Here is an 18,371-nt window from a genome sequence, read left to right as displayed (position 1 = left end):
AATTTCTGGCCGGTATGAACGCTTTCACAGATTTGCATTCCAGCCTGTACAATCCATACCAGAGTTGAAATTGAGCGATTCAATCCCAATATGTATACCATAGTACACAATAAATGAGGACAGAATGATAGAAGACCAGATTATCGGACTGATTACTTCGAACATTATCTACCTGCTGGCAGCGGCGCTTATTGCCATTGTCATCTTCAAGGGCATCAAGATCGTGCCTCAATCCGAGAAATACGTTGTTGAACGGTTTGGCCGCCTGCATTCGGTGCTTGGGCCCGGGATCAATTTTATCGTTCCTTTTCTAGATGTTGCCCGCCACAAGATATCCATCCTTGAGCGTCAGTTGCCAAACGCAACGCAAGACGCAATTACCAAGGACAATGTTCTGGTGCAGATCGATACCTCGGTGTTCTACCGCATTCTCGAGCCGGAAAAGACGGTCTATCGCATCCGCGATGTCGACGGTGCGATTGCAACGACTGTAGCCGGTATCGTCCGCGCCGAGATCGGTAAGATGGACCTGGATGAAGTGCAATCGAACCGGGCGCAACTGATTGAACGTATTCAGGAAAGTGTCGAAACCGCTGTTGACGATTGGGGGATCGAAGTAACCCGCGCCGAGATTCTGGACGTAAATCTTGATCAGGCCACTCGTGACGCGATGTTGCAGCAATTGAACGCCGAACGTGCCCGCCGTGCACAGGTGACCGAGGCCGAGGGCCAAAAGCGTGCCGTTGAGCTGCAAGCAGATGCCGAACTTTATGCGGCAGAGCAGACCGCCAAGGCCCGCCGAATCTCGGCTGAGGCCGAAGCTTATGCGACTCAGGTCGTGGCAAAGGCCATTCAAGACAACGGGCTGGAAGCGGCACAGTATCAGGTTGCGTTGAAACAGGTGGAATCGCTGAACGCCCTGGGCAACGGCACCGGCTCGCAGACCATCGTTGTGCCTGCAAACGCACTTGAAGCCTTCGGCAATGCCTTTAACATGCTTAAAGGAGGAAAATGATGGCCGATCCTTTCTGGCTGACGTGGTGGATTTGGTTGGCCGGAGCGCTTGCTCTGGGCATCCTTGAGGTCGCGCTGCCCGGCTTCATTTTCCTGGGTTTTGCCATCGGTGCAGCCATTACCGGAGTGGTTTTGCTGATCCCTGGCCTCACGCCATCCCTGCCCGTTCTGCTGTTGATATTTGCTGTTCTGTCACTGGTCGCATGGCTGGTTCTGCGCCGTATGTTTGCCCTGCCGCACGGTCAGGTCAAAACCTTCAAGCACGACATCAACGACTGATCTGTCGTGGCGCCCAAATCAGGCGCCACGGCACCTCTGGACGCTGCCCGGCACTTTCCCTATATAATTTCTCAGGTAACAGACCCGAGGCATCAATGACCCACCCCAGTGAACAGTTCGAAGGCAGCCCCCTAATCGCTCCCTCGACCATCGATCACCCGCTCTACGAACCCGTGGTCGAAGCTTGCCGGACGGTGTTTGACCCAGAAATACCGGTCAATATCTACGATCTCGGTCTGATCTATACGATCGACATCACCGGAGAAAACGCGGTCAAGGTGATCATGACCCTCACTGCGCCAGGTTGTCCTGTCGCAGGCGAAATGCCCGGTTGGATCGTGGAAGCAATCGAACCCGTTGCTGGCGTCAAAGAGGTCGACGTCGAACTGACTTGGGAGCCACCTTGGGGCATGGAAATGATGTCAGATGAAGCCCGGCTTGAGCTGGGTTTCATGTAACTCTCGACTTACTCACAAAAAACATGGCGATGTTACAAAACGGTGTACTGCGTGTTACTTAACCGTTTTCATGTTGTCACAATGCTGGGTCACAAGGACCTCAGGTACTGACCCAGTGATTAAGCATGCGTTTTTCGATCTGCTGGACGTGCTGGCGCAGGATGTCGAGTAGCGGGCGTCTTATCCGATTGCCCCGCTAAATTGACATACTTCGTGAATTGCATGGGCCTCTGACCATAGCCATCCCCCATTCAATGGGCCCATTCCGGGCCGCTCTTGCCCGAGAGCGGCCCTTTTTGATTGATTATTCGATGTTACAGGTCGACTTGATTTCAGCAGCGCGCGCGTCCAGCTCTTTTATATAGTCGCCTGACAGCATCTTCAGGTGCTTGCTCTCGGTTCCTGTGACGAGACCCAGCAAGGCACCGGCAGGGAGGATCGAGAACACGCTCTCAGCCTGCTGGTCCTCGGCATGTTTCTTTTCAGCTGCGATTGCGCGCAGATCACCGGGTGCGGTAGCACAGTTGACCGGGTGCCGTTTTGTGTCATCTATCGCAAGTGCCGCAGACGCGGACGCCAGCAACATAGATGTGAAAATGGCTGCTCCTGCCCAGTTCTGCGCTCTCATCGATCCAAACCTCTCTGGAATGCCTGTCCTTTACTTCAGATACGCTAAAGCTTCGCGCACCATCGTGACAACCCTGCGCGGAGTGTGTATTTGAACAGGCTCTCTCTTGAGCCCGGCGCGTGTCGGCCTTAGATTAGAGATAACGCGCGATAACGGAGCCCACCATGTTTGGCATTCCCGGCAAACAAGCCGTGACCATGACACCTAAAGCTGCTGAACAGATTGTTCGGCTTATGAAATCCGGCGGTCACACCGGATTGCGCATCGGCGTCAAGAAAGGCGGCTGCGCGGGGATGGAATACACCATGGACTATGTCGATGATGCGGACCCGAATGACGAAGTGGTCGAGCAGGATGGCGCGCGTGTGATGATCGCCCCCATGGCACAGATGTTCCTGTTCGGAACCGAGATCGACTACGAGGTTTCACTGCTTGAGGCCGGTTTCAAGTTCCGAAACCCGAATGTAGTCGATGCATGCGGATGCGGAGAATCGATCAAGTTCGACGAAACCTTGGCTGAACAACGCTAACTCGCAGCTTTTAGGTGGACGTAGGTCTCATTAAATCGCCGCGTCAGGTGCTCTCCGGCGCGGATCGTGGCGTATGAACCCGGCGGCGCAACATTTGTGTCGTAAGAAGGATTAAAGAACAACGGAACCGAGATCCTCTCGTTCACGCTGCCTTTGACCCTATGCTCGGTCGCTTTGACTTCTCCTGCGGTCCAAAACTCCAGCATCTCGCCGAAATTGATGATGAATTGTCCCGGCTTGGCGTTTGCAGCTTGCCAATCGCCATCAGGCATACGAACTTCCAGACCCGGTGTGCCGTCCGTGGCCAGCAAAGTCAGGCAGCCATAATCCGTATGCGCGCCGATACCAAAGTCCTTTTCCCCTGCCCAATCAGGGCGTTGCGGATAGAAGTTACCGCGCAGCAGCGCCATTGGCGTATCAAAGGCCGCATCAAAACTGTTTGCATCCCTACCGATGGCAATCGCAATCGCGCGCAAAACGCGAATGGCAACTGAGCAAGCGTCTGAATAGTAACTCTGGATCGTTCTCCGAAAGGCGTCAGCCCCGTCTGGCCAGAGATTTGGGGCATACACACTTAATCCCCGCCCCGCATAGGGATCATCGGCTGGCAGTTCAAAACCGCTATCAAAGACTTCTTTGAAATCCGGGTTCGCCCTGAGATCCACCTGTTCGGAACGCGGCGCACCCCAACCGCGGTTGGCACCCGTAGCTGCCATATCGACGCTCTGCTTGATCTCATCGGGTTGACGAAAAAAATCGCGATACGCGTCAATCACCAGCTGCACACGGGCGGCATCGAGGCCGGAATTGGAGATTGTTAGAAATCCGATCTGGCGAACAGCATGTCTCAGCTTTTCCATCTCAGCTGGATCACGCAGATCCAATTTGGCGAGATCGAGATCGTCTATCATGCCATCCTCCGCAACAACGCGCGCAATGTGTCCTGACAAGTAGCGCTATGCAACCGGAATTGTCAGCCCCGCCTGCGGGTGATATCCGAGGGTTTAAAGCAGAAAACCGGAGGGATCGCGATGCGGCGTAAGTTGGCGGCAGGCAACTGGAAAATGAATGGAACTGGCGTTGCGCTGAGCGAGTTGGAAGCGTTGAAAGCCTCGCACCCATCTTCTGCGGTAGAAATCCTGATATGCCCACCAGCCACTTTGCTTCATCGCGCGGCAAATACGGTTGAAGGTTCGGGCATTGCCGTTGGCGGCCAAGACTGCCACGCGGCGCTCTCGGGTGCGCATACCGGGGATCTGAGTGCCGAGATGCTGTTGGATGCAGGGGCGAGCGCAGTGATCCTTGGCCATTCCGAGCGCCGTGAAGATCATGCTGAGCAGAACGAAGACATCCGTGCCAAAGCCCGCACCGCCATGGATGCAGGCCTGAAGACGATCATCTGCGTTGGTGAAAGCCTTGAACAGCGCGAAGCAGCAAATACTCTGGATATCATCGGTGGACAGATGTCGGGTTCGATCCCGGATCAAGCGACAGGCGAGAACCTGATTGTCGCATATGAGCCGATCTGGGCCATCGGCACCGGTAAGGTTCCAACTTTGGAAGAGATCGGAGAAGTGCACGATTTCATACGCGCACGTCTGGAACGCCGATTTGGCGAAGGTGTCGGCCGGTCAGTCCGCCTGCTGTATGGCGGATCGGTCAAACCCGGTAATGCTGCCGAGATTTTTGGCGTTTCAAATGTTGACGGAGCGTTGGTGGGTGGCGCCAGTCTGAAAGCAACTGATTTCTCGGGCATCATTCAGGCGCTTGAAAGCGCCTGATCGCCAACCTCATTCGGCAATATCTTCGGCCCAAAGCGCGGGCTTCTCTTCGATAAAACGCCTCATCAATGCAATGCAGTCCGGGTCATCAGCGATGATGACCTCGACACCGCGATCGCGCAGGAAGTCCTCATTTCCGCCAAAATTCACGGTGTCTCCGATCACAACACGCGGGATACCGAACTGTACGATCGTGCCAGAACACATCATGCAAGGCGAAAGCGAGGTATAGAGCACAGTATCGCGATAGGTCTTCTGCCGCCCTGCCTTGCGCAGCGCATCCATTTCCCCATGGGCGATCGGGTCGCCCAGTTGGACACGCTGATTACGCCCTTGCGCAACGACCTCACCACCCCGCGCAAGCACTGAACCGATTGGGCAGCCTCCTTCGTCAAATCCAGCTTTCGCCTCATCATAGGCGACGCGGAGCAAGCGTGCATCGGTGTCGGTCAGCATATGCAGGTGTCCTTTGTTCGGAGTTGTTTCGCAAAGCTGCCCGACACCACTATGGCCGTCAACGCTTAGGCCAGTTTCATGATGATCAAACCCGTCACGATTAGAATCGCAGCGCCGATCCGCATGGGCGTCAGCGCTTCGCCCAGAAATAGGACGCCAACAGTGAACGCCCCTACTGCGCCGATCCCGGTCCAGATCGTATAGGCGGTACCAAGCGGCAGATCCCGCATGGCCATTGCAAGCAGGCCAAATGACCCGATCATCGCAACACCCATGATCGCCGTCGGCCACAGCCGCGTGAAACCAGCGGTCTGCTTCATCGCGACGGCCCAGACGATTTCGAGCAGGCCAGCAAACAACAGTAATATCCAGGGCATAAGAACACCTCACTTTCCGAGATCGGGTCGTCCCGAATAATCGTCCATGATGGTGAGGTCGTCCTCCGACCCTCAGATATGCGTTTGGGCATCAGTTTCAAGACAAAAAAACCGGGCGGATTACATCGCCCGGTTCATATGCTCGGTTTACCCGATCTAGTTGGTTATGATCTCAGGCCCCATGAAAGTGTTGGGTAGGAATGTCGAAATCCACGGGATGTAAGTAACCATGATGAGGAAGACGAACAGCACGGCCAAGAACGGCAACGCTGCCTTCACAACACTCATCATCGGCATACCTGCCACGCCCGAGGTTACGAACAGGTTCAACCCGACCGGAGGCGTGATCATCCCGATCTCCATATTGACCACCATGATAATGCCCAAATGGATCGGGTCGATACCCAACTCGATAGCAATCGGGAAGACCAGCGGGGCCACAATGACCAGCAGACCTGAGGGCTCCATGAACTGGCCACCGATCAGCAGGATCACGTTGACCACAATCAGGAAAGTCACTGGCCCCAGACCCGCCGATAGCATGGCGCTTGCGATATGCTGGGGCACCTGCTCATCCGTCAGCACATGTTTCAGGATCAGCGCGTTGGCGATCACGAACAGCAGCGTGACAGTCAGCTTGCCCGCCTCGAAAAGTGTATGCTTGGTGTCGGGGTGCACAAAGGCCGTGATCAACGCATAGGGTTTCTTGAGCAGCGAGATGTTCTGCGCATCCCCTTCGGTGCTGAGCGGACCCATATCCTTGTAGACAAAACTTGCGATCAGGAACGCATAGACGGCAGCAACAGCCGCGGCCTCGGTTGGGGTAAAGATACCGCCGTAGATACCGCCGAGGATGATGACGATCAGGAACAGACCCCAACCGGCCTCGCGTGCTGACGTGAAGACTTCGCCCCAACCTTTCCAATCGCCTTTGGGAAGGTTCTTGACCTTGGCCATGACGTAAATGGTGATCATCAGCATCAGACCAGCCATCAAACCCGGAATAACGCCCGCAAGGAACATCCGCCCGACCGAAACCTCCACGGCTGCCGCATAGACCACCATCACGATTGATGGCGGAATCAGAATGCCCAGTGTCCCTGCGTTACAGATCACACCGGCGGCGAATTCCTTGGAATAGCCCACCTGACGCATGCCAGCGATGACGATCGATCCGATGGCCACAACTGTCGCCGGAGACGAACCGGACAAGGCCGCAAACAACATACAAGCGAAGACGCCAGCAATTGCCAGACCTCCGGGCAAGTGCCCCACACAAGCGATCGAGAACCGGATGATCCTCCGCGCCACTCCACCTGTGGTCATGAAAGATGACGCGAGAATGAAAAACGGGATAGCCAAGAGGGTGAAATGCCCCTCAAATGCCTCGAACAGCGTGCCAGCGACCGAAGCCAATGAGCTGTCGGAATAGATCAGCAGGAAGAGGGTCGAGCTGAGACCAAGTGCCACCGCGATCGGAACGCCGATCAACAATAGGCCAATGACCATCGAGAAAAGTAGTACGACGTCCATCAGTCATGCTCCCCCTGCTGGGCGCGGACTTCTTCGATCTCGTCCTCAACCTCGTGGCTAGCTACAAGGCGATCAGTTTCACCGCGCCAAATCTGTACTGCGACCTGTGCGAAACGGATCACCAGCAGCAACATCGAAAGAGGCAGAACGAAATACGGAACGACCTTGGGCAGTTTCTCGTAATATTCGCCATAGTTGATCATATCTTCCAGAAACCGCAGCGGCGCGACCATCGGGATATCATCAACTTCATAGAAGCTCTGGCTGCGCGCACTCATGTCAAAGCCGGTCGGAAACCAGCGACCCGAGGTGGGCGGCAGATCGGCAAACACTGCCCAGTAGTCATACGAACCCTTGAGCAGGAGCAGAGAAAACACCAGACAGCAAGCAACGGCTATCAACGCTAAAACCCGGCGTGGCGCGGGGGCCAGCATGTTCAGGATCGCATCAACACCCAGATGTGCATGCTTTTTCACTGCATAAGACGCACCCAGCAGCACCAACCAACCGAAGGTGAATACTGTCAGTTCCAGCGCCCAAAGAATGTTAGAATTGAATACAAACCGCGCGATCACATTGGCGAAGGTGACAATTGTCATCAGACCCAACAGGCACGCAATCATGGTTTCTTCGATATGGTCGACCAGCCCGCCTTGGCCGGGTTTCGCACCAGACATCTCTCTGTCCCCGCATTTTTTTGATGAGAGTGGTGGGAGTGTGGCGGGCCATTAAGGCCCGCCCAGCCTATGCGTCCATAACTCCCCAGTCCCCGGACGCGTGGCTTGAACCGGGATCAGAACCCGGCGTTGATCGCCTGTGCGGCGTCGATCTTGTCCTGACCAACGTCACCGGCAAATTTGTCCCAGACTGGCTTCATCGCATCGACCCAGGCCTGGCGCTGCTCGGGGTTCAGTTCCCGGATGATGCCCCCTGCGTCAGTGATCGAAGCCTTGGCAGCTTCGTTTACGGAAAAGGCCTCCTTGTTACGGGTCTCGGTCACTTCGGCGAGAATCGTCAGGAATTGATCGCGAACTTCAGGCTCCAGGCTGTCCAGCCAGTCAACTGAGGTTACAACCAGATAATCGATTATACCGTGGTTCGTTTCTGTGATGCCGTCCTGCACCTCGAAGAACTTCTTGCCGTAGATGTTCGACCAGGTGTTTTCCTGCCCGTCAACAACGCCCTGTTGCAGAGCACCGTACACTTCTGAGAACGCCATCTTCTGAGGGCTGCCACCAATTGCTTCCATCTGGGCAACCAATACGTCCGAAGACTGAACGCGGAACTTCAGGCCGTTCGCATCCGAAGGATCTTCCAACGGCTTGTTCGCAGACATCTGCTTCATGCCATTGTGCCAGAATGCCAGCCCCTGCAGGCCGCGGCGCTGCATGCTGTCTTTCATCGCCTGACCATCAGCCGAGGCTTGGAACGCATCCACAGCATCGATGTTCTTGAACATGAACGGCAGATCGAACAGGCGGAATTGCTTTGTAAACTTCTCAAACTTCGACAGCGAAGGCGCGGCCAACTGCACGTCGCCCTGCAGCATCGCTTCAAGAACCTTGTCATCGTTGTAAAGAGTGGAGTTCGGATAAACCTCCATGCACATCACGCCGTTCATCTCGTCATTGACGCGCTGCTCAAGCAGCGAAGCGGCGATGCCCTTGGGGTGTTTGTCCGTATTGGTCACATGCGCAAACTTCACGACGATCTCGCCATCATCGCAAGCTGCTACACCAGCGGTCGCTGTCACGGACAGTGCGATTGCGGTTGCTGCCGTTGTCAGGAATTTCATCAGTCTTATCCTCCCAGACTTCCCTAAAACTTCCATCGAGCGCTCAATCAGCGCCGTATGTTGCGGAGTGAACCGAATCGGCTCCTCACTCTCAACATTTTGTTTAGATGTTGCTGAAATCTGTTTTTTCCGAATAATTTCTTACGGTTAAATTATGTTCGTTATAAATCTGGTGTTTCGGCAGAACTACGCTGTGCGATTTTTCGCACAGGCAGTCAGCACCTTGTGCGAATTTCCGCACAATATCCGAATCGATGCGAGCGAATCGCTCGCTTAAGACGCAGCGCAGCCGCGGCTCGCCCTAGCGGAAGTGTTTTGCTAACGACGATAGTCTTCTGGCCTAATGTGGTAGCGGGTAAGCTTGTCATAAAAAGTTTTGCGCGGCAGCTTCAGTGCCTTGGCGGCATCCGCAGCCTTGCCATTGTGGCGCCCAAGGGCTGCAATCAGCAAAGACCTCTCAACACGCGCCAATTGCTCGCTCAACCCCAGATCAGCGGCCTGTGCAACCTCATCCGGCATCCCCAACACAAACCGCATTGCCGCCGACATCAACGATCGGGCATTGCCCGGCCAATCCTGCGCCATCAGCGAGGCCAGATGCTCGGGTGTCACTTCAGGTTCCGCAATCCCGGCCTGCTCAGCGGCCTGCGCCACATAGCGGCGAAAGATGACGGGGATATCCTCGGGCCGTTCTGACAGGGCCGGGATTCGCACCCGCATGACATCCAACCTATAGAACAGATCGGCATTGAATCTTCCTTGTGCAGTAAGTTCAGACAAATTAGCCGTTGCCCCCGCAATGATTCTGGCGTCCGTCCCTTGTTCGATCAGTTCCAGCGCGGCGTATTGCGTGGCATCCGACATCGCCGAGATCTCATCCAGATACAGCGATCCGCCTGCCGCGTCCTTGCAGACACGCAACAAATCATCCGGGTTCAGGCCTGAGGCAGGGCGTTTGACAAATGGCCCCTGTCCAACCGGAGACATCAGATGGACAACTTCAGCGACCTTTGAAACTCCGCTACCCGCTGGCCCGGTAACCAGTACCTCGGCCCGTGTTGGCGCTACGCTCCGCACTCGCTCACGCAAGGCCTCGGCTTGATCTGACAACCCAAACAGCATGCGTGCTGCGGGATCGCCACGCTCAAGTTCGCGCCGTTGCTCGCGTTCCTGCAGAATTTCTGCGCGCGCTGCGAAGGCTCGCTCCAGTACCGCCAATAAGTCCGCTGCTGCACAGGGCTTTTCCAGAAAATCAAATGCTCCCTGCCCCATGGCCTGTACCGCCATCGGGATATCGCCTTCACCTGTCAGCAATACCACCGGAAGCTCAGGATCAACCTCGCGCGCGTATGCGAGCAGATGAAACCCATCCCGCCCCGGCATGCGAATATCCGAGATGATCACACCGCCGAAGTCACGATGAATATGATCCTTTGCGGCCACGAAAGATCCCGCGGTGACCGGTTCATACTCGGCCAATTCGAGGGTTTGCGCCAAGGCCTCACGTACGGCGGCATCATCATCGACCAAAAGCACTTTGCGGATCATGCTGCCTCATCTTCTTCAAAGGGTTCCAGTTCAACCGTGAATTCAGCACCCTCGTCCGTGTTGGCACCGCGAATATCCCCCCCGAAGCTCTGAACCAGACCGTAGGATATCGACAGCCCCAGACCCATCCCCTCGGACGTCCCAACTGTTTTTGTGGTGTAGAACGGCTCAAACACGCGGTCGGGGTCCTCGATGCCGGGTCCGGTATCCCGCACCGACACGCGAATAGGCTTCCCCCCTGACAGAGTGACCAATATCCTGCGCGTCGGTCGATCGACCATCGCATCCGCTGCATTATTGATTAGGTTGACAAACACCTGCACCAGACGCACCTCCCCACCCCAAGCATAGACCGCAGTCTTTGGCGGCACCCACTCCAACGCGACATTCTCATCGCGCAGGCGCGCCTCGGTCAATTCTGTGGCAGTGTTCAGAACCTGAACCAGATCAACGCGCCCCATTGGTTCGCTTTCATTTCTCGCAAAGGCCCGCAGGTTCTTGATGATCCGCGCCATGCGTGCGGCCATATCGGAAATACGGCCCAGATTTTCGCCAGCTCTCTGGCCCTTGCCGCGCTCAAGAAAGGCGGACCCGTTGTCGGCAAACTGCTGAATCGCCATCAAGGGTTGGTTCAATTCATGACTGATGCCAGCCGACATCTTGCCCAAAGCGCTCAACTTACCAGCCTGAACCAAATCGGCCTGCGCTTGTTTTAGCGCGGCTTCCGCCTCCTGCCGCTCGGCAACTTCGTGGCGCAAAGCGCTATTAGCCGCCGTCAAGGCGCGCGTACGTTGCGCGACCCGGCTTTCCAGCACGGTATTTGCCTCTGCAAGTGTCCGACGGCGTTCCGAGGCCAGAAACAACAAAGCACCAAAGGCGAAACAGATCGCCGCAACCGCCGCCGCCTGCAACCCCGCCAACCGACGCGCCGGAGCGACATCAACCAGCATCTCTGCGGTCATCGCAATCACCGGAAGATCGAGCGTCAGATGCAGGGCGCGACGGGGCAGATAGCGACCCCAATTGAGCTTCCACACTTCATATCCCGCAATCCGAGTTGAGGCGAAATCGACATTCTCACCTTCGGGTGACATCAGCCCCTGCTGCCCTTGCCCGCGGCGCCATAGTAGCAGATCCGATCGGTTCGAGATAAAGACAACCCCATCCGTATCAACGAAAAACACCGCATCGGTACTGCCGCGCCATGTTTGTTCCACATCCTGCACATCGGCCAGAACCATCAACGCGCCTTCTATTTGGCCCAAATCCCCAAATGCAGGGGCCGCATATGAATAGATGCGATCGCCGCTTGCGTCTTCGACCCCATGCGCGCTGCCCAAGGCACCTTGCATGGCGCGCTCGAAGGCCGGATGTGCGGACATATCGCGCTGCGTCACCGGTTGGGCCGCGACAAGAACCTGACCCTCCGGATTCAGGTACATAACGTTAACGGCAGCGGTTTTGTCTGCCACATCCAGCAGCACCTTTCGGGCGGCCCGTTGCTGTTCTGATGTTTCTAGCTCCTGCAAAGCAGGATGATCCGCCATCAAGGCGGCCACTTCCTGATAGACCTGCATTTGCGTGCTCAGACGGTCGGCGGCCAGTTCCAAATCAGCCTCGGCCTTCTCGCTCAGTTGCGACAGGGCCTGACGATAGCCATAAGTCCAGACCGCCGCTGACAGCAATCCGACCGCGCATAAGAAACCGGCTATGATCCAAAAACGTTGCATATCTAGGGTCTTGCATTCAGCAGCCGCCATGGCAAGTCTGCACCGCATGAAGACGCTGACCCAATCCCCGACCGACCCGGCATTCGTGCAAAACCCATACCCCTTTTATGACAGCGCACGTCAGTCGGGCGATCTGTTCTACTGGAAAGACTACGGCCTTGTCGCGGCTGTCTCGCACAAAGCGGTGCAAATTCTGCTGCGCGATCGGCGCTTCGGGCGTGAAATCCCGGCGGAACTTGCAAAACCCGGCCCAGAGCATCTTGCACCCTGGCTAGAAGTCGAATCCCATTCGATGTTAGAGCTTGAACCCCCGCGTCATACTCGATTGCGTTCTCTGGTACTGCGGGCGTTTACCTCTCGCGCGATCACGGCACTTGAGGGGTCCACTGAACAGTTGTGCCACGATTTGATCAAGCAGTTCCCCGCTGGCCCCTTCGATCTGCTGGAGGCCTATTGCACCCAGGTCCCCGTGATCACGATCTGCCGTCTGCTTGGTGTGCCAGAAGACATGGCACCGCAACTGTTGCAGTGGTCGCACGCCATGGTGGCCATGTATCAGGCAAACCGGACGCGCCAGACCGAAGACGAAGCCGTCCGTGCCACACAAGCCTTTACCACCTATCTCGAAGAATACATCGAAAAACGCCGCACTGACCCGCATGACGATCTGATCACCCGGTTGATCGCGGCAGAGGAAGATGGTGAAAAACTCTCGCGGGACGAGCTGATCACGACCTGCATTTTGTTGCTGAACGCCGGTCACGAAGCCACCGTGCACGCCATCGGCAATGGCGTGAAGACTATGTTGACGACGGGTACACAGCAGTATGTCCTGACGCCCGGCACCATCGACGGCGCAGTCGAGGAAATCCTGCGTTTCGATCCACCACTGCACATGTTCAGACGCTATGCCTATGAAGATATTGAACTCTTCGGTCACCGCTTTGCGCGTGGTGACGAAGTTGCCTTGCTTCTGGGCGCAGCCAATCGCGACCCTGCTGCTTGGTCCCAACCCGATACATTCGACCCAATGCGAGATGTAAGCGCCAATGCTAGCTTTGGTGGTGGCCTTCACTTCTGTGTAGGCGCTCCGCTGGCCCGGCTTGAGATGCGGATCGCCCTGCCCATGCTGTTCCAGCAATGCCCAAAGCTAAAGCTGACGGCAGAGCCGCAATATTCGGACAGCTACCATTTCCACGGGCTGACCAAACTCATGGTAACGGTCTGACTTAATATCCTGTCAAGAAACCCGGATCCGTTCTTCATCTGGCCATAAATATCTTGGGGGAGTCGCCTTCGGGCGGCGGGGGCGGCGCCCCCATTCACGCTTCAAACTATCCGACAGACTTCAATGGCAGCATTGTGGTCGATTTGATCTCTTCCATCGAAAGCAAGGCTGTGACGTTGTGCACCCGTACCTCTGAAATCAACGCCTGATAAAACGCATCATACGCACGCGCGTTCTTGACGCGCACTTTCAGAATGTAATCGATGTCTCCAGCCAAACGGTGCGCTTCCTGAACCTCTGGACGATCGCGCAACGCTTTCAGGAACTTCTGCTGCCACTCAGCCTCATGTTCCGACGTACGGATCAGCACAAAGAATGTGGCCTCAAAGCCCAACGCTTCGGCATCCAGCAATACGGTCTGCTGGCCAATGACCCCTGCCCCCTTCAGCTTGCGAATGCGATTCCAAACCGGCGTCTTGGAGCTCCCTACACGGGCTGCGATTTCGTCAAGCGACTGGCTGGCATCCCGTTGCAGCTCGGCTAGAATTTTCCGATCCGTGTCGTCTATTCGCACCGACATTCCAATTTCCCTTCCAATTCAGAACAAACCTTCTTCCACTCGCCGCAGATAGAACATCTGTTCTTATTTCTTCACGCATATGGCGATTTGGCGGGAATATTTCCTATATTGGCACACAAGTCAATTCAGTCACGAGATGATCCGATGCAGGTCAAACAAACAAATATGCGCATTCACAAACCCGGCGTCGCCCGAGTTGCGCAATACCCGCACAAAGTCTCGGTTTTCAATAAGGAGCTTGCCTGATGGCCCGCGCTTTTACCCCCAAAGTCGTCACCGCCAACGACTTGTTGGAAGGTGATGTGATTTACCAGACCGAAGATGACCGGTGGTCGCGCGAGTTGTCCGATGCCGAACTGATCACGGACGAAGCCCACGCTCAGGTTCGTCTGCTGGATGCCGCGCGTCAGGCCAACAAGATCGTCGGTGCCTATCTTGCCGACGCGGTGGCCGGAGAAAACGGCCCCGAACCCACCCACTTTCGGGAGGATTTCCGCCGGACTGGTCCGTCCAACTATGCCCACGGCAAACAGGAAACCTCCCCGCAGCCTCGGGCCTGATCTCAGGCCATTCTCTCTCCCCTTCAAGGCCCCGGGTCCGGGGCTGCAACTAAGGACAGCTAAACATGTATCGCTACTCCGAGTTCGACACAGCATTTTTGGCAGAACGCAACGCGCAGTTCCGTGCGCAGGTTGAGCGTCGCATTGACGGTTCGCTGACTGAAGACGAATTCAAGCCACTGCGCCTGATGAATGGTCTGTATCTGCAATTGCACGCTTATATGCTGCGGGTCGCTATTCCATATGGCACGCTGTCCAGTGCTCAGATGCGTCAGCTCGCTTTGCTGGCCGAGAAATGGGACAAAGGTTACGGCCATTTTACCACCCGTCAGAACATTCAGTACAACTGGCCGAAGCTGAACGACGTGCCGGATATGCTGGACGCACTGGCCGAGGTTGGCATGCACGCCATCCAGACCTCGGGTAACACCATCCGCAACGTGACCGCCGATCATTTCGCCGGTGCCGCCGCGGATGAGGTCGCTGATCCGCGCCCCTATGCTGAACTGCTGCGCCAGTGGTCGACCGACCACCCTGAATTCCAGTTCATGCCCCGCAAATTCAAGATCGCCATCACCGGCAGCGAGAATGACCGCGCCGTGATCAAGGCGCATGACATCGGCCTGCAACTGGTCGAGCGTGATGGCGTTCTGGGTGCCCGCGTCATCGTTGGCGGTGGTCTGGGCCGTACGCCCATGATCGGCAAAGAGCTATCGGAATTCGTCGCCTTTGACGACCTGCTGGCCTATCTTGAGGCCACCGTTTCCGTGTGGAACCAGATCGGCCGTCGCGACAACAAGTACAAGGCACGTATCAAGATCACCGTGCATGAGCACGGCATCGACGCCATCCGTGCCAAAGTGAACGAACGCTTTTTGAAGGTTCGCCCGCAATTCAAAGGCGCGGATATGAGCCTGCTGGAAGAAATCAAAGGCCACTTTGCGCCTCCAGCCTTCCGTGATGGTTCGGTTGCCTCGTTCGAGAGTGCCTACACCAACGATCCGGTCTTCCGTTCGTGGGTCGACACCAACATCGCGCCGCACAAGAACGCGGACCACGCGATCGTCACGATCTCGATCAAGAAGCACGGCCAGACGCCGGGCGATGCGACTGCCGAGCAGATGCGCGTAATGGCTGATCTGGCCGAAGAGTTCGCCTATGATGAACTGCGTATCAGCCACGAGCAGAACGTAATCCTGCCGCATGTCCACAAATCCGACCTGCCCGCGATCCACGCATCGCTGAAAGAACACGAGTTGGCGACCGCCAACATCGGCTTGATCAGCGACATTATCGCCTGTCCCGGTATGGATTACTGCGCACTGGCGACGGCACGTTCGATTCCCGTGGCGCAGGAAATCGCGACCCGGTTCGAAGACTTGAAGCTGGAGCATGATATCGGTCACCTGAAGATCAAGATTTCAGGCTGCATCAACGCCTGTGGTCACCACCATGTGGGTCACATCGGCATTCTTGGCCTGGACCGCGCTGGCGTCGAAAACTACCAGATCACTCTGGGTGGTGACGGTACTGAATCCGCCGCCATCGGTGATCGTACTGGCCCGGGCTTCGCCTATGACGAGATCGTTCCGGCGGTCGAGCGCATCGTCGACACGTATCTGGAGCAGCGCGACAGCGCTGAAGAGACCTTCTTGCAGACCTATCGCCGCGTTGGCATGGCACCGTTCAAAGCGGCGCTTTACCCCGAGGCACAGGCCAATGCCGCTTGACCTGATCCAAACGGAACTGGGGGCTGACCGCGCCGAACTGACCGAAAAGGTCGAGGCGCTGAACGCCCGCTTCCGCCACCACAGTGCCCATGATGTGATGCATGGCGCTTTGGACGAGATCGAGGAGCTTGCTCTGGTCTCCAGCTTTGGCGCGGAATCGGTGGTGTTGCTGCATATGGCTGCAGTGGTCGACAAGATGACCCCAGTGCTGTTCGTGGACACCCAGATGCTGTTTGCCGAAACGCTGGAATACCAGCAGGAGGTCAGCGAGCGTCTGGGCCTGCGCAATGTGCAGATCATCCGCGCCGAGGATGAAGATGTTCAGCGCGACGATCCTTATGGCGCGTTACGTCTGCGTGACACCGATGCTTGCTGCAACCTGCGCAAGACCTTCCCGCTGCAGAAAGCTCTGACTGGGTATTGTGGCTGGATCACCGGGCGCAAACGGTTTCAGTCCGGCACCCGTGCCGCGCTGGACTTTTTCGAGGTCGAGGACGGAACCGGCCGGATCAAGGTCAACCCGCTGGCCCATTGGGCACCCGAGGATGTGCGCGCCTATATGGACGAAAACAACCTGCCCCGGCATCCGCTGGTGGCCAAAGGATACCCCTCGATCGGCTGTGCGCCCTGCACCTCGCCGGTCAAAGAAGGCGAAGACCCCCGCGCCGGGCGCTGGCGCGATCAGAACAAGGAAGAATGCGGCATCCATTTCGTTGATGGAAAAATGGTGCGCATCGGAGAGAAAACATGAACGTAATCGTAAACGACGAGGGTTTTGCCCCCGATGATTGGACCGATGGCTATGTCACGCTGGACGATGCAGCGAATGACGTGGTTGCGCTGGATATCGCCTCGGACACTGACCCCGATGAACTGTTTGACCGGCTGGGCAGCGCCCAAATGGTGCGCGTGGACTTTCCATCCTCAGCGGATGGGCGCGGTTTCACCATCGCGCGTGTTCTGCGTCTGAAAGGTTATACAGGTCGCCTGCGGGCAAAAGGCCATGTTCTTGCAGACCAATACGCCATGGCGCGTCGTAGCGGCTTTGACGAAGTCGAAATTGATGACACCTTGGCGAACCGGCAGCCCGAAGATCAGTGGCTGGCCCGGGCTAATTGGCAGGACAACAACTACCAGGCCCGCCTGCGCGGCTGACCCGCCATCGCCAACCTGTGATACGAAAGGGGCAATCTGCCCCTTTTCCTGACTTGGATCAAAGATTAAACGGAGATACCGGTTTAGCAGACCGGCAGTGAAATGATGACAGAGATGAAATCCGTGAGTGAAGCAACCGCCGTTAAGGCCCCCGTCCTGCCCGACGCCCAGACTGTGACCGAGGTCAAACATTGGACCGACCGCCTGTTCTCTTTCAAGGTGTCGCGCCCGGCTTCCTTGCGCTTTCGCTCGGGTGAGTTCGTTATGATCGGCCTACTGGGCGATAATGGCAAACCGCTGTTGCGCGCATATTCCATCGCCTCGCCTTCATGGGATGAGGAACTGGAATTCTACTCGATCAAAGTGCAGGATGGCCCGCTGACCTCAAAACTGCAGCACATCCAGCCTGGTGATCAGATCATTCTTCGGCCCAAACCCGTCGGCACGCTGGTGCATGACGCATTGCTGCCCGGCAAGCGCATCTGGTTCTTCGCCACCGGCACAGGCTTTGCGCCCTTCGCGTCGCTGCTGCGTGAACCGCAGACCTATGAGGATTATGACGAGGTTATCATCACCCATACCTGCCGCGACGTAGCTGAACTGGATTACGGTCGCGAGTTGATCGAGGGCGTCAAACAGGACGAGTTGCTGGCCGAACTGATTGGTGACGGTTTCGCCGACAAGATCCGCTATTATCCCACCACCACGCGGGAAGAGAGCCCAAAGATGGGCCGTATAACCGAGCTGTTAAAAGACGGCACCGTATTTGCCGATCTGGGCATCGAAGGTGGTATCAAGCCAGACACTGATCGCGCGATGGTTTGTGGCAGCCTTGCCTTCAACCATGACATCAAAGCAATTCTGGAAGAGTTCGGCCTGCGAGAAGGCGCCAATTCCGAACCCAAGGAATTCGTGATTGAAAAGGCATTTGTGGGCTAATGGGGTTTGCCGGTGGAGTTATCGACACCCTAAACCGGCAAAAACTCACG

General features: G+C 56.4%; 21 protein-coding genes. 11 read left to right on the top strand and 10 right to left on the bottom strand.

From position 1 onward, the window contains the following. Positions 1-124 precede the first annotated feature (124 nt). The 3 genes from ACR0EN_RS01730 (at position 125) to ACR0EN_RS01720 (ending at position 1,751) form a co-directional block, all read left to right on the top strand. Entirely contained in the window at positions 125-1,015 is an 891-nt protein-coding gene (locus ACR0EN_RS01730) for an SPFH domain-containing protein (RefSeq protein ID WP_170393209.1), read from the top strand. Beyond that, positions 1,015-1,293 (top strand): NfeD family protein, encoded by a 279-nt coding sequence (locus tag ACR0EN_RS01725; protein ID WP_170405488.1) that lies wholly within the window; start codon positions 1,015-1,017, stop codon positions 1,291-1,293. The genes ACR0EN_RS01730 and ACR0EN_RS01725 overlap by 1 nt, the downstream gene beginning before the upstream one ends. A gap of 95 nt (positions 1,294-1,388) precedes the next feature. Then, positions 1,389-1,751, top strand: a complete 363-nt coding sequence (locus ACR0EN_RS01720; protein ID WP_170393211.1) for an SUF system Fe-S cluster assembly protein — start codon at positions 1,389-1,391, stop codon at positions 1,749-1,751. A 304-nt stretch (positions 1,752-2,055) separates the two neighbouring features. Here the strand turns inward: ACR0EN_RS01720 and ACR0EN_RS01715 are convergent, their stop codons facing one another. Continuing rightward, positions 2,056-2,379 (bottom strand): hypothetical protein, encoded by a 324-nt coding sequence (locus ACR0EN_RS01715; RefSeq protein WP_170393212.1) that lies wholly within the window; start codon positions 2,377-2,379, stop codon positions 2,056-2,058. A 164-nt stretch (positions 2,380-2,543) separates the two neighbouring features. On the opposite strand from ACR0EN_RS01715, the gene ACR0EN_RS01710 reads away from it, so the two are divergent. Then, positions 2,544-2,909, top strand: coding sequence for a HesB/IscA family protein (locus tag ACR0EN_RS01710; protein WP_170465407.1), 366 nt, complete (start codon positions 2,544-2,546; stop codon positions 2,907-2,909). On the opposite strand, the gene ACR0EN_RS01705 is transcribed toward ACR0EN_RS01710, so the two are convergent. Continuing rightward, positions 2,906-3,820 (bottom strand): isopenicillin N synthase family dioxygenase, encoded by a 915-nt coding sequence (locus ACR0EN_RS01705; RefSeq protein WP_480584927.1) that lies wholly within the window; start codon positions 3,818-3,820, stop codon positions 2,906-2,908. The two genes, ACR0EN_RS01710 and ACR0EN_RS01705, sit on opposite strands and share 4 nt — an antisense overlap. 120 nt (positions 3,821-3,940) lie before the next feature. On the opposite strand from ACR0EN_RS01705, the gene tpiA reads away from it, so the two are divergent. Beyond that, complete coding sequence (gene tpiA / locus ACR0EN_RS01700; RefSeq protein ID WP_480584924.1) at positions 3,941-4,690, top strand: triose-phosphate isomerase; 750 nt, start codon at positions 3,941-3,943, stop codon at positions 4,688-4,690. Between the two features lie 9 nt (positions 4,691-4,699). Here the strand turns inward: tpiA and ACR0EN_RS01695 are convergent, their stop codons facing one another. The 7 genes from ACR0EN_RS01695 to ACR0EN_RS01665 form a co-directional block, all read right to left on the bottom strand. Then, the gene (locus tag ACR0EN_RS01695) at positions 4,700-5,146 is read right to left on the bottom strand and encodes a nucleoside deaminase (RefSeq protein WP_170393216.1); all 447 of its coding nucleotides are present in this window, start codon (positions 5,144-5,146) and stop codon (positions 4,700-4,702) included. A gap of 65 nt (positions 5,147-5,211) precedes the next feature. Next, on the bottom strand, positions 5,212-5,523 hold the full coding sequence (locus ACR0EN_RS01690) for a DMT family transporter (RefSeq protein WP_170393217.1): 312 nt from the start codon (positions 5,521-5,523) through the stop codon (positions 5,212-5,214). Positions 5,524-5,679: 156 nt separating this feature from the next. Then, a complete protein-coding gene (locus ACR0EN_RS01685) occupies positions 5,680-7,056 on the bottom strand; it encodes a TRAP transporter large permease (RefSeq protein ID WP_170393218.1) in 1,377 nt (458 codons plus the stop codon). Further along, on the bottom strand, positions 7,056-7,733 hold the full coding sequence (locus ACR0EN_RS01680; RefSeq protein ID WP_170393219.1) for a TRAP transporter small permease: 678 nt from the start codon (positions 7,731-7,733) through the stop codon (positions 7,056-7,058). The genes ACR0EN_RS01685 and ACR0EN_RS01680 overlap by 1 nt, the downstream gene beginning before the upstream one ends. Before the next feature lie 116 nt (positions 7,734-7,849). Further along, positions 7,850-8,851, bottom strand: coding sequence for a DctP family TRAP transporter solute-binding subunit (locus tag ACR0EN_RS01675; RefSeq protein ID WP_480438504.1), 1,002 nt, complete (start codon positions 8,849-8,851; stop codon positions 7,850-7,852). Positions 8,852-9,169: 318 nt separating this feature from the next. Further along, entirely contained in the window at positions 9,170-10,399 is a 1,230-nt protein-coding gene (locus ACR0EN_RS01670) for a sigma-54-dependent transcriptional regulator (protein WP_480584921.1), read from the bottom strand. Next, a complete protein-coding gene (locus ACR0EN_RS01665) occupies positions 10,396-12,129 on the bottom strand; it encodes a sensor histidine kinase (protein ID WP_480584918.1) in 1,734 nt (577 codons plus the stop codon). Before ACR0EN_RS01665 ends, ACR0EN_RS01670 begins: the two co-directional genes overlap by 4 nt. A 46-nt stretch (positions 12,130-12,175) precedes the next feature. Between ACR0EN_RS01665 and ACR0EN_RS01660 the strand changes: the two genes are divergently transcribed. Further along, positions 12,176-13,357, top strand: a complete 1,182-nt coding sequence (locus ACR0EN_RS01660; protein ID WP_170406423.1) for a cytochrome P450 — start codon at positions 12,176-12,178, stop codon at positions 13,355-13,357. 106 nt (positions 13,358-13,463) lie between these two features. Here the strand turns inward: ACR0EN_RS01660 and ACR0EN_RS01655 are convergent, their stop codons facing one another. Next, positions 13,464-13,937: an Lrp/AsnC family transcriptional regulator gene (locus tag ACR0EN_RS01655; protein ID WP_010439761.1), complete on the bottom strand. Its 474-nt coding sequence runs from the start codon at positions 13,935-13,937 to the stop codon at positions 13,464-13,466. A gap of 245 nt (positions 13,938-14,182) precedes the next feature. Here ACR0EN_RS01655 and ACR0EN_RS01650 point away from each other — a divergent pair, with 245 nt between their 5' ends. From ACR0EN_RS01650 to ACR0EN_RS01630, 5 genes are all read left to right on the top strand, one after another. Then, positions 14,183-14,497, top strand: coding sequence for a DUF2849 domain-containing protein (locus ACR0EN_RS01650; protein ID WP_170393224.1), 315 nt, complete (start codon positions 14,183-14,185; stop codon positions 14,495-14,497). A 65-nt stretch (positions 14,498-14,562) separates the two neighbouring features. Then, positions 14,563-16,227: a nitrite/sulfite reductase gene (locus tag ACR0EN_RS01645; protein WP_170610416.1), complete on the top strand. Its 1,665-nt coding sequence runs from the start codon at positions 14,563-14,565 to the stop codon at positions 16,225-16,227. Then, positions 16,217-16,978: a phosphoadenylyl-sulfate reductase gene (locus tag ACR0EN_RS01640; RefSeq protein WP_170510600.1), complete on the top strand. Its 762-nt coding sequence runs from the start codon at positions 16,217-16,219 to the stop codon at positions 16,976-16,978. Before ACR0EN_RS01645 ends, ACR0EN_RS01640 begins: the two co-directional genes overlap by 11 nt. After that, positions 16,975-17,382, top strand: a complete 408-nt coding sequence (locus ACR0EN_RS01635) for a DUF934 domain-containing protein (protein WP_170393227.1) — start codon at positions 16,975-16,977, stop codon at positions 17,380-17,382. The genes ACR0EN_RS01640 and ACR0EN_RS01635 overlap by 4 nt, the downstream gene beginning before the upstream one ends. A gap of 105 nt (positions 17,383-17,487) precedes the next feature. Then, positions 17,488-18,321 (top strand): ferredoxin--NADP reductase, encoded by an 834-nt coding sequence (locus ACR0EN_RS01630; protein ID WP_170595767.1) that lies wholly within the window; start codon positions 17,488-17,490, stop codon positions 18,319-18,321. The last annotated feature ends 50 nt before the right edge of the window (positions 18,322-18,371 follow it).

This window comes from Ruegeria sp. AB7 (assembly GCF_056542625.1).
Note: the sequence above shows the minus strand (reverse complement) of the source record. Positions and strands in the feature narration are given on the sequence as shown.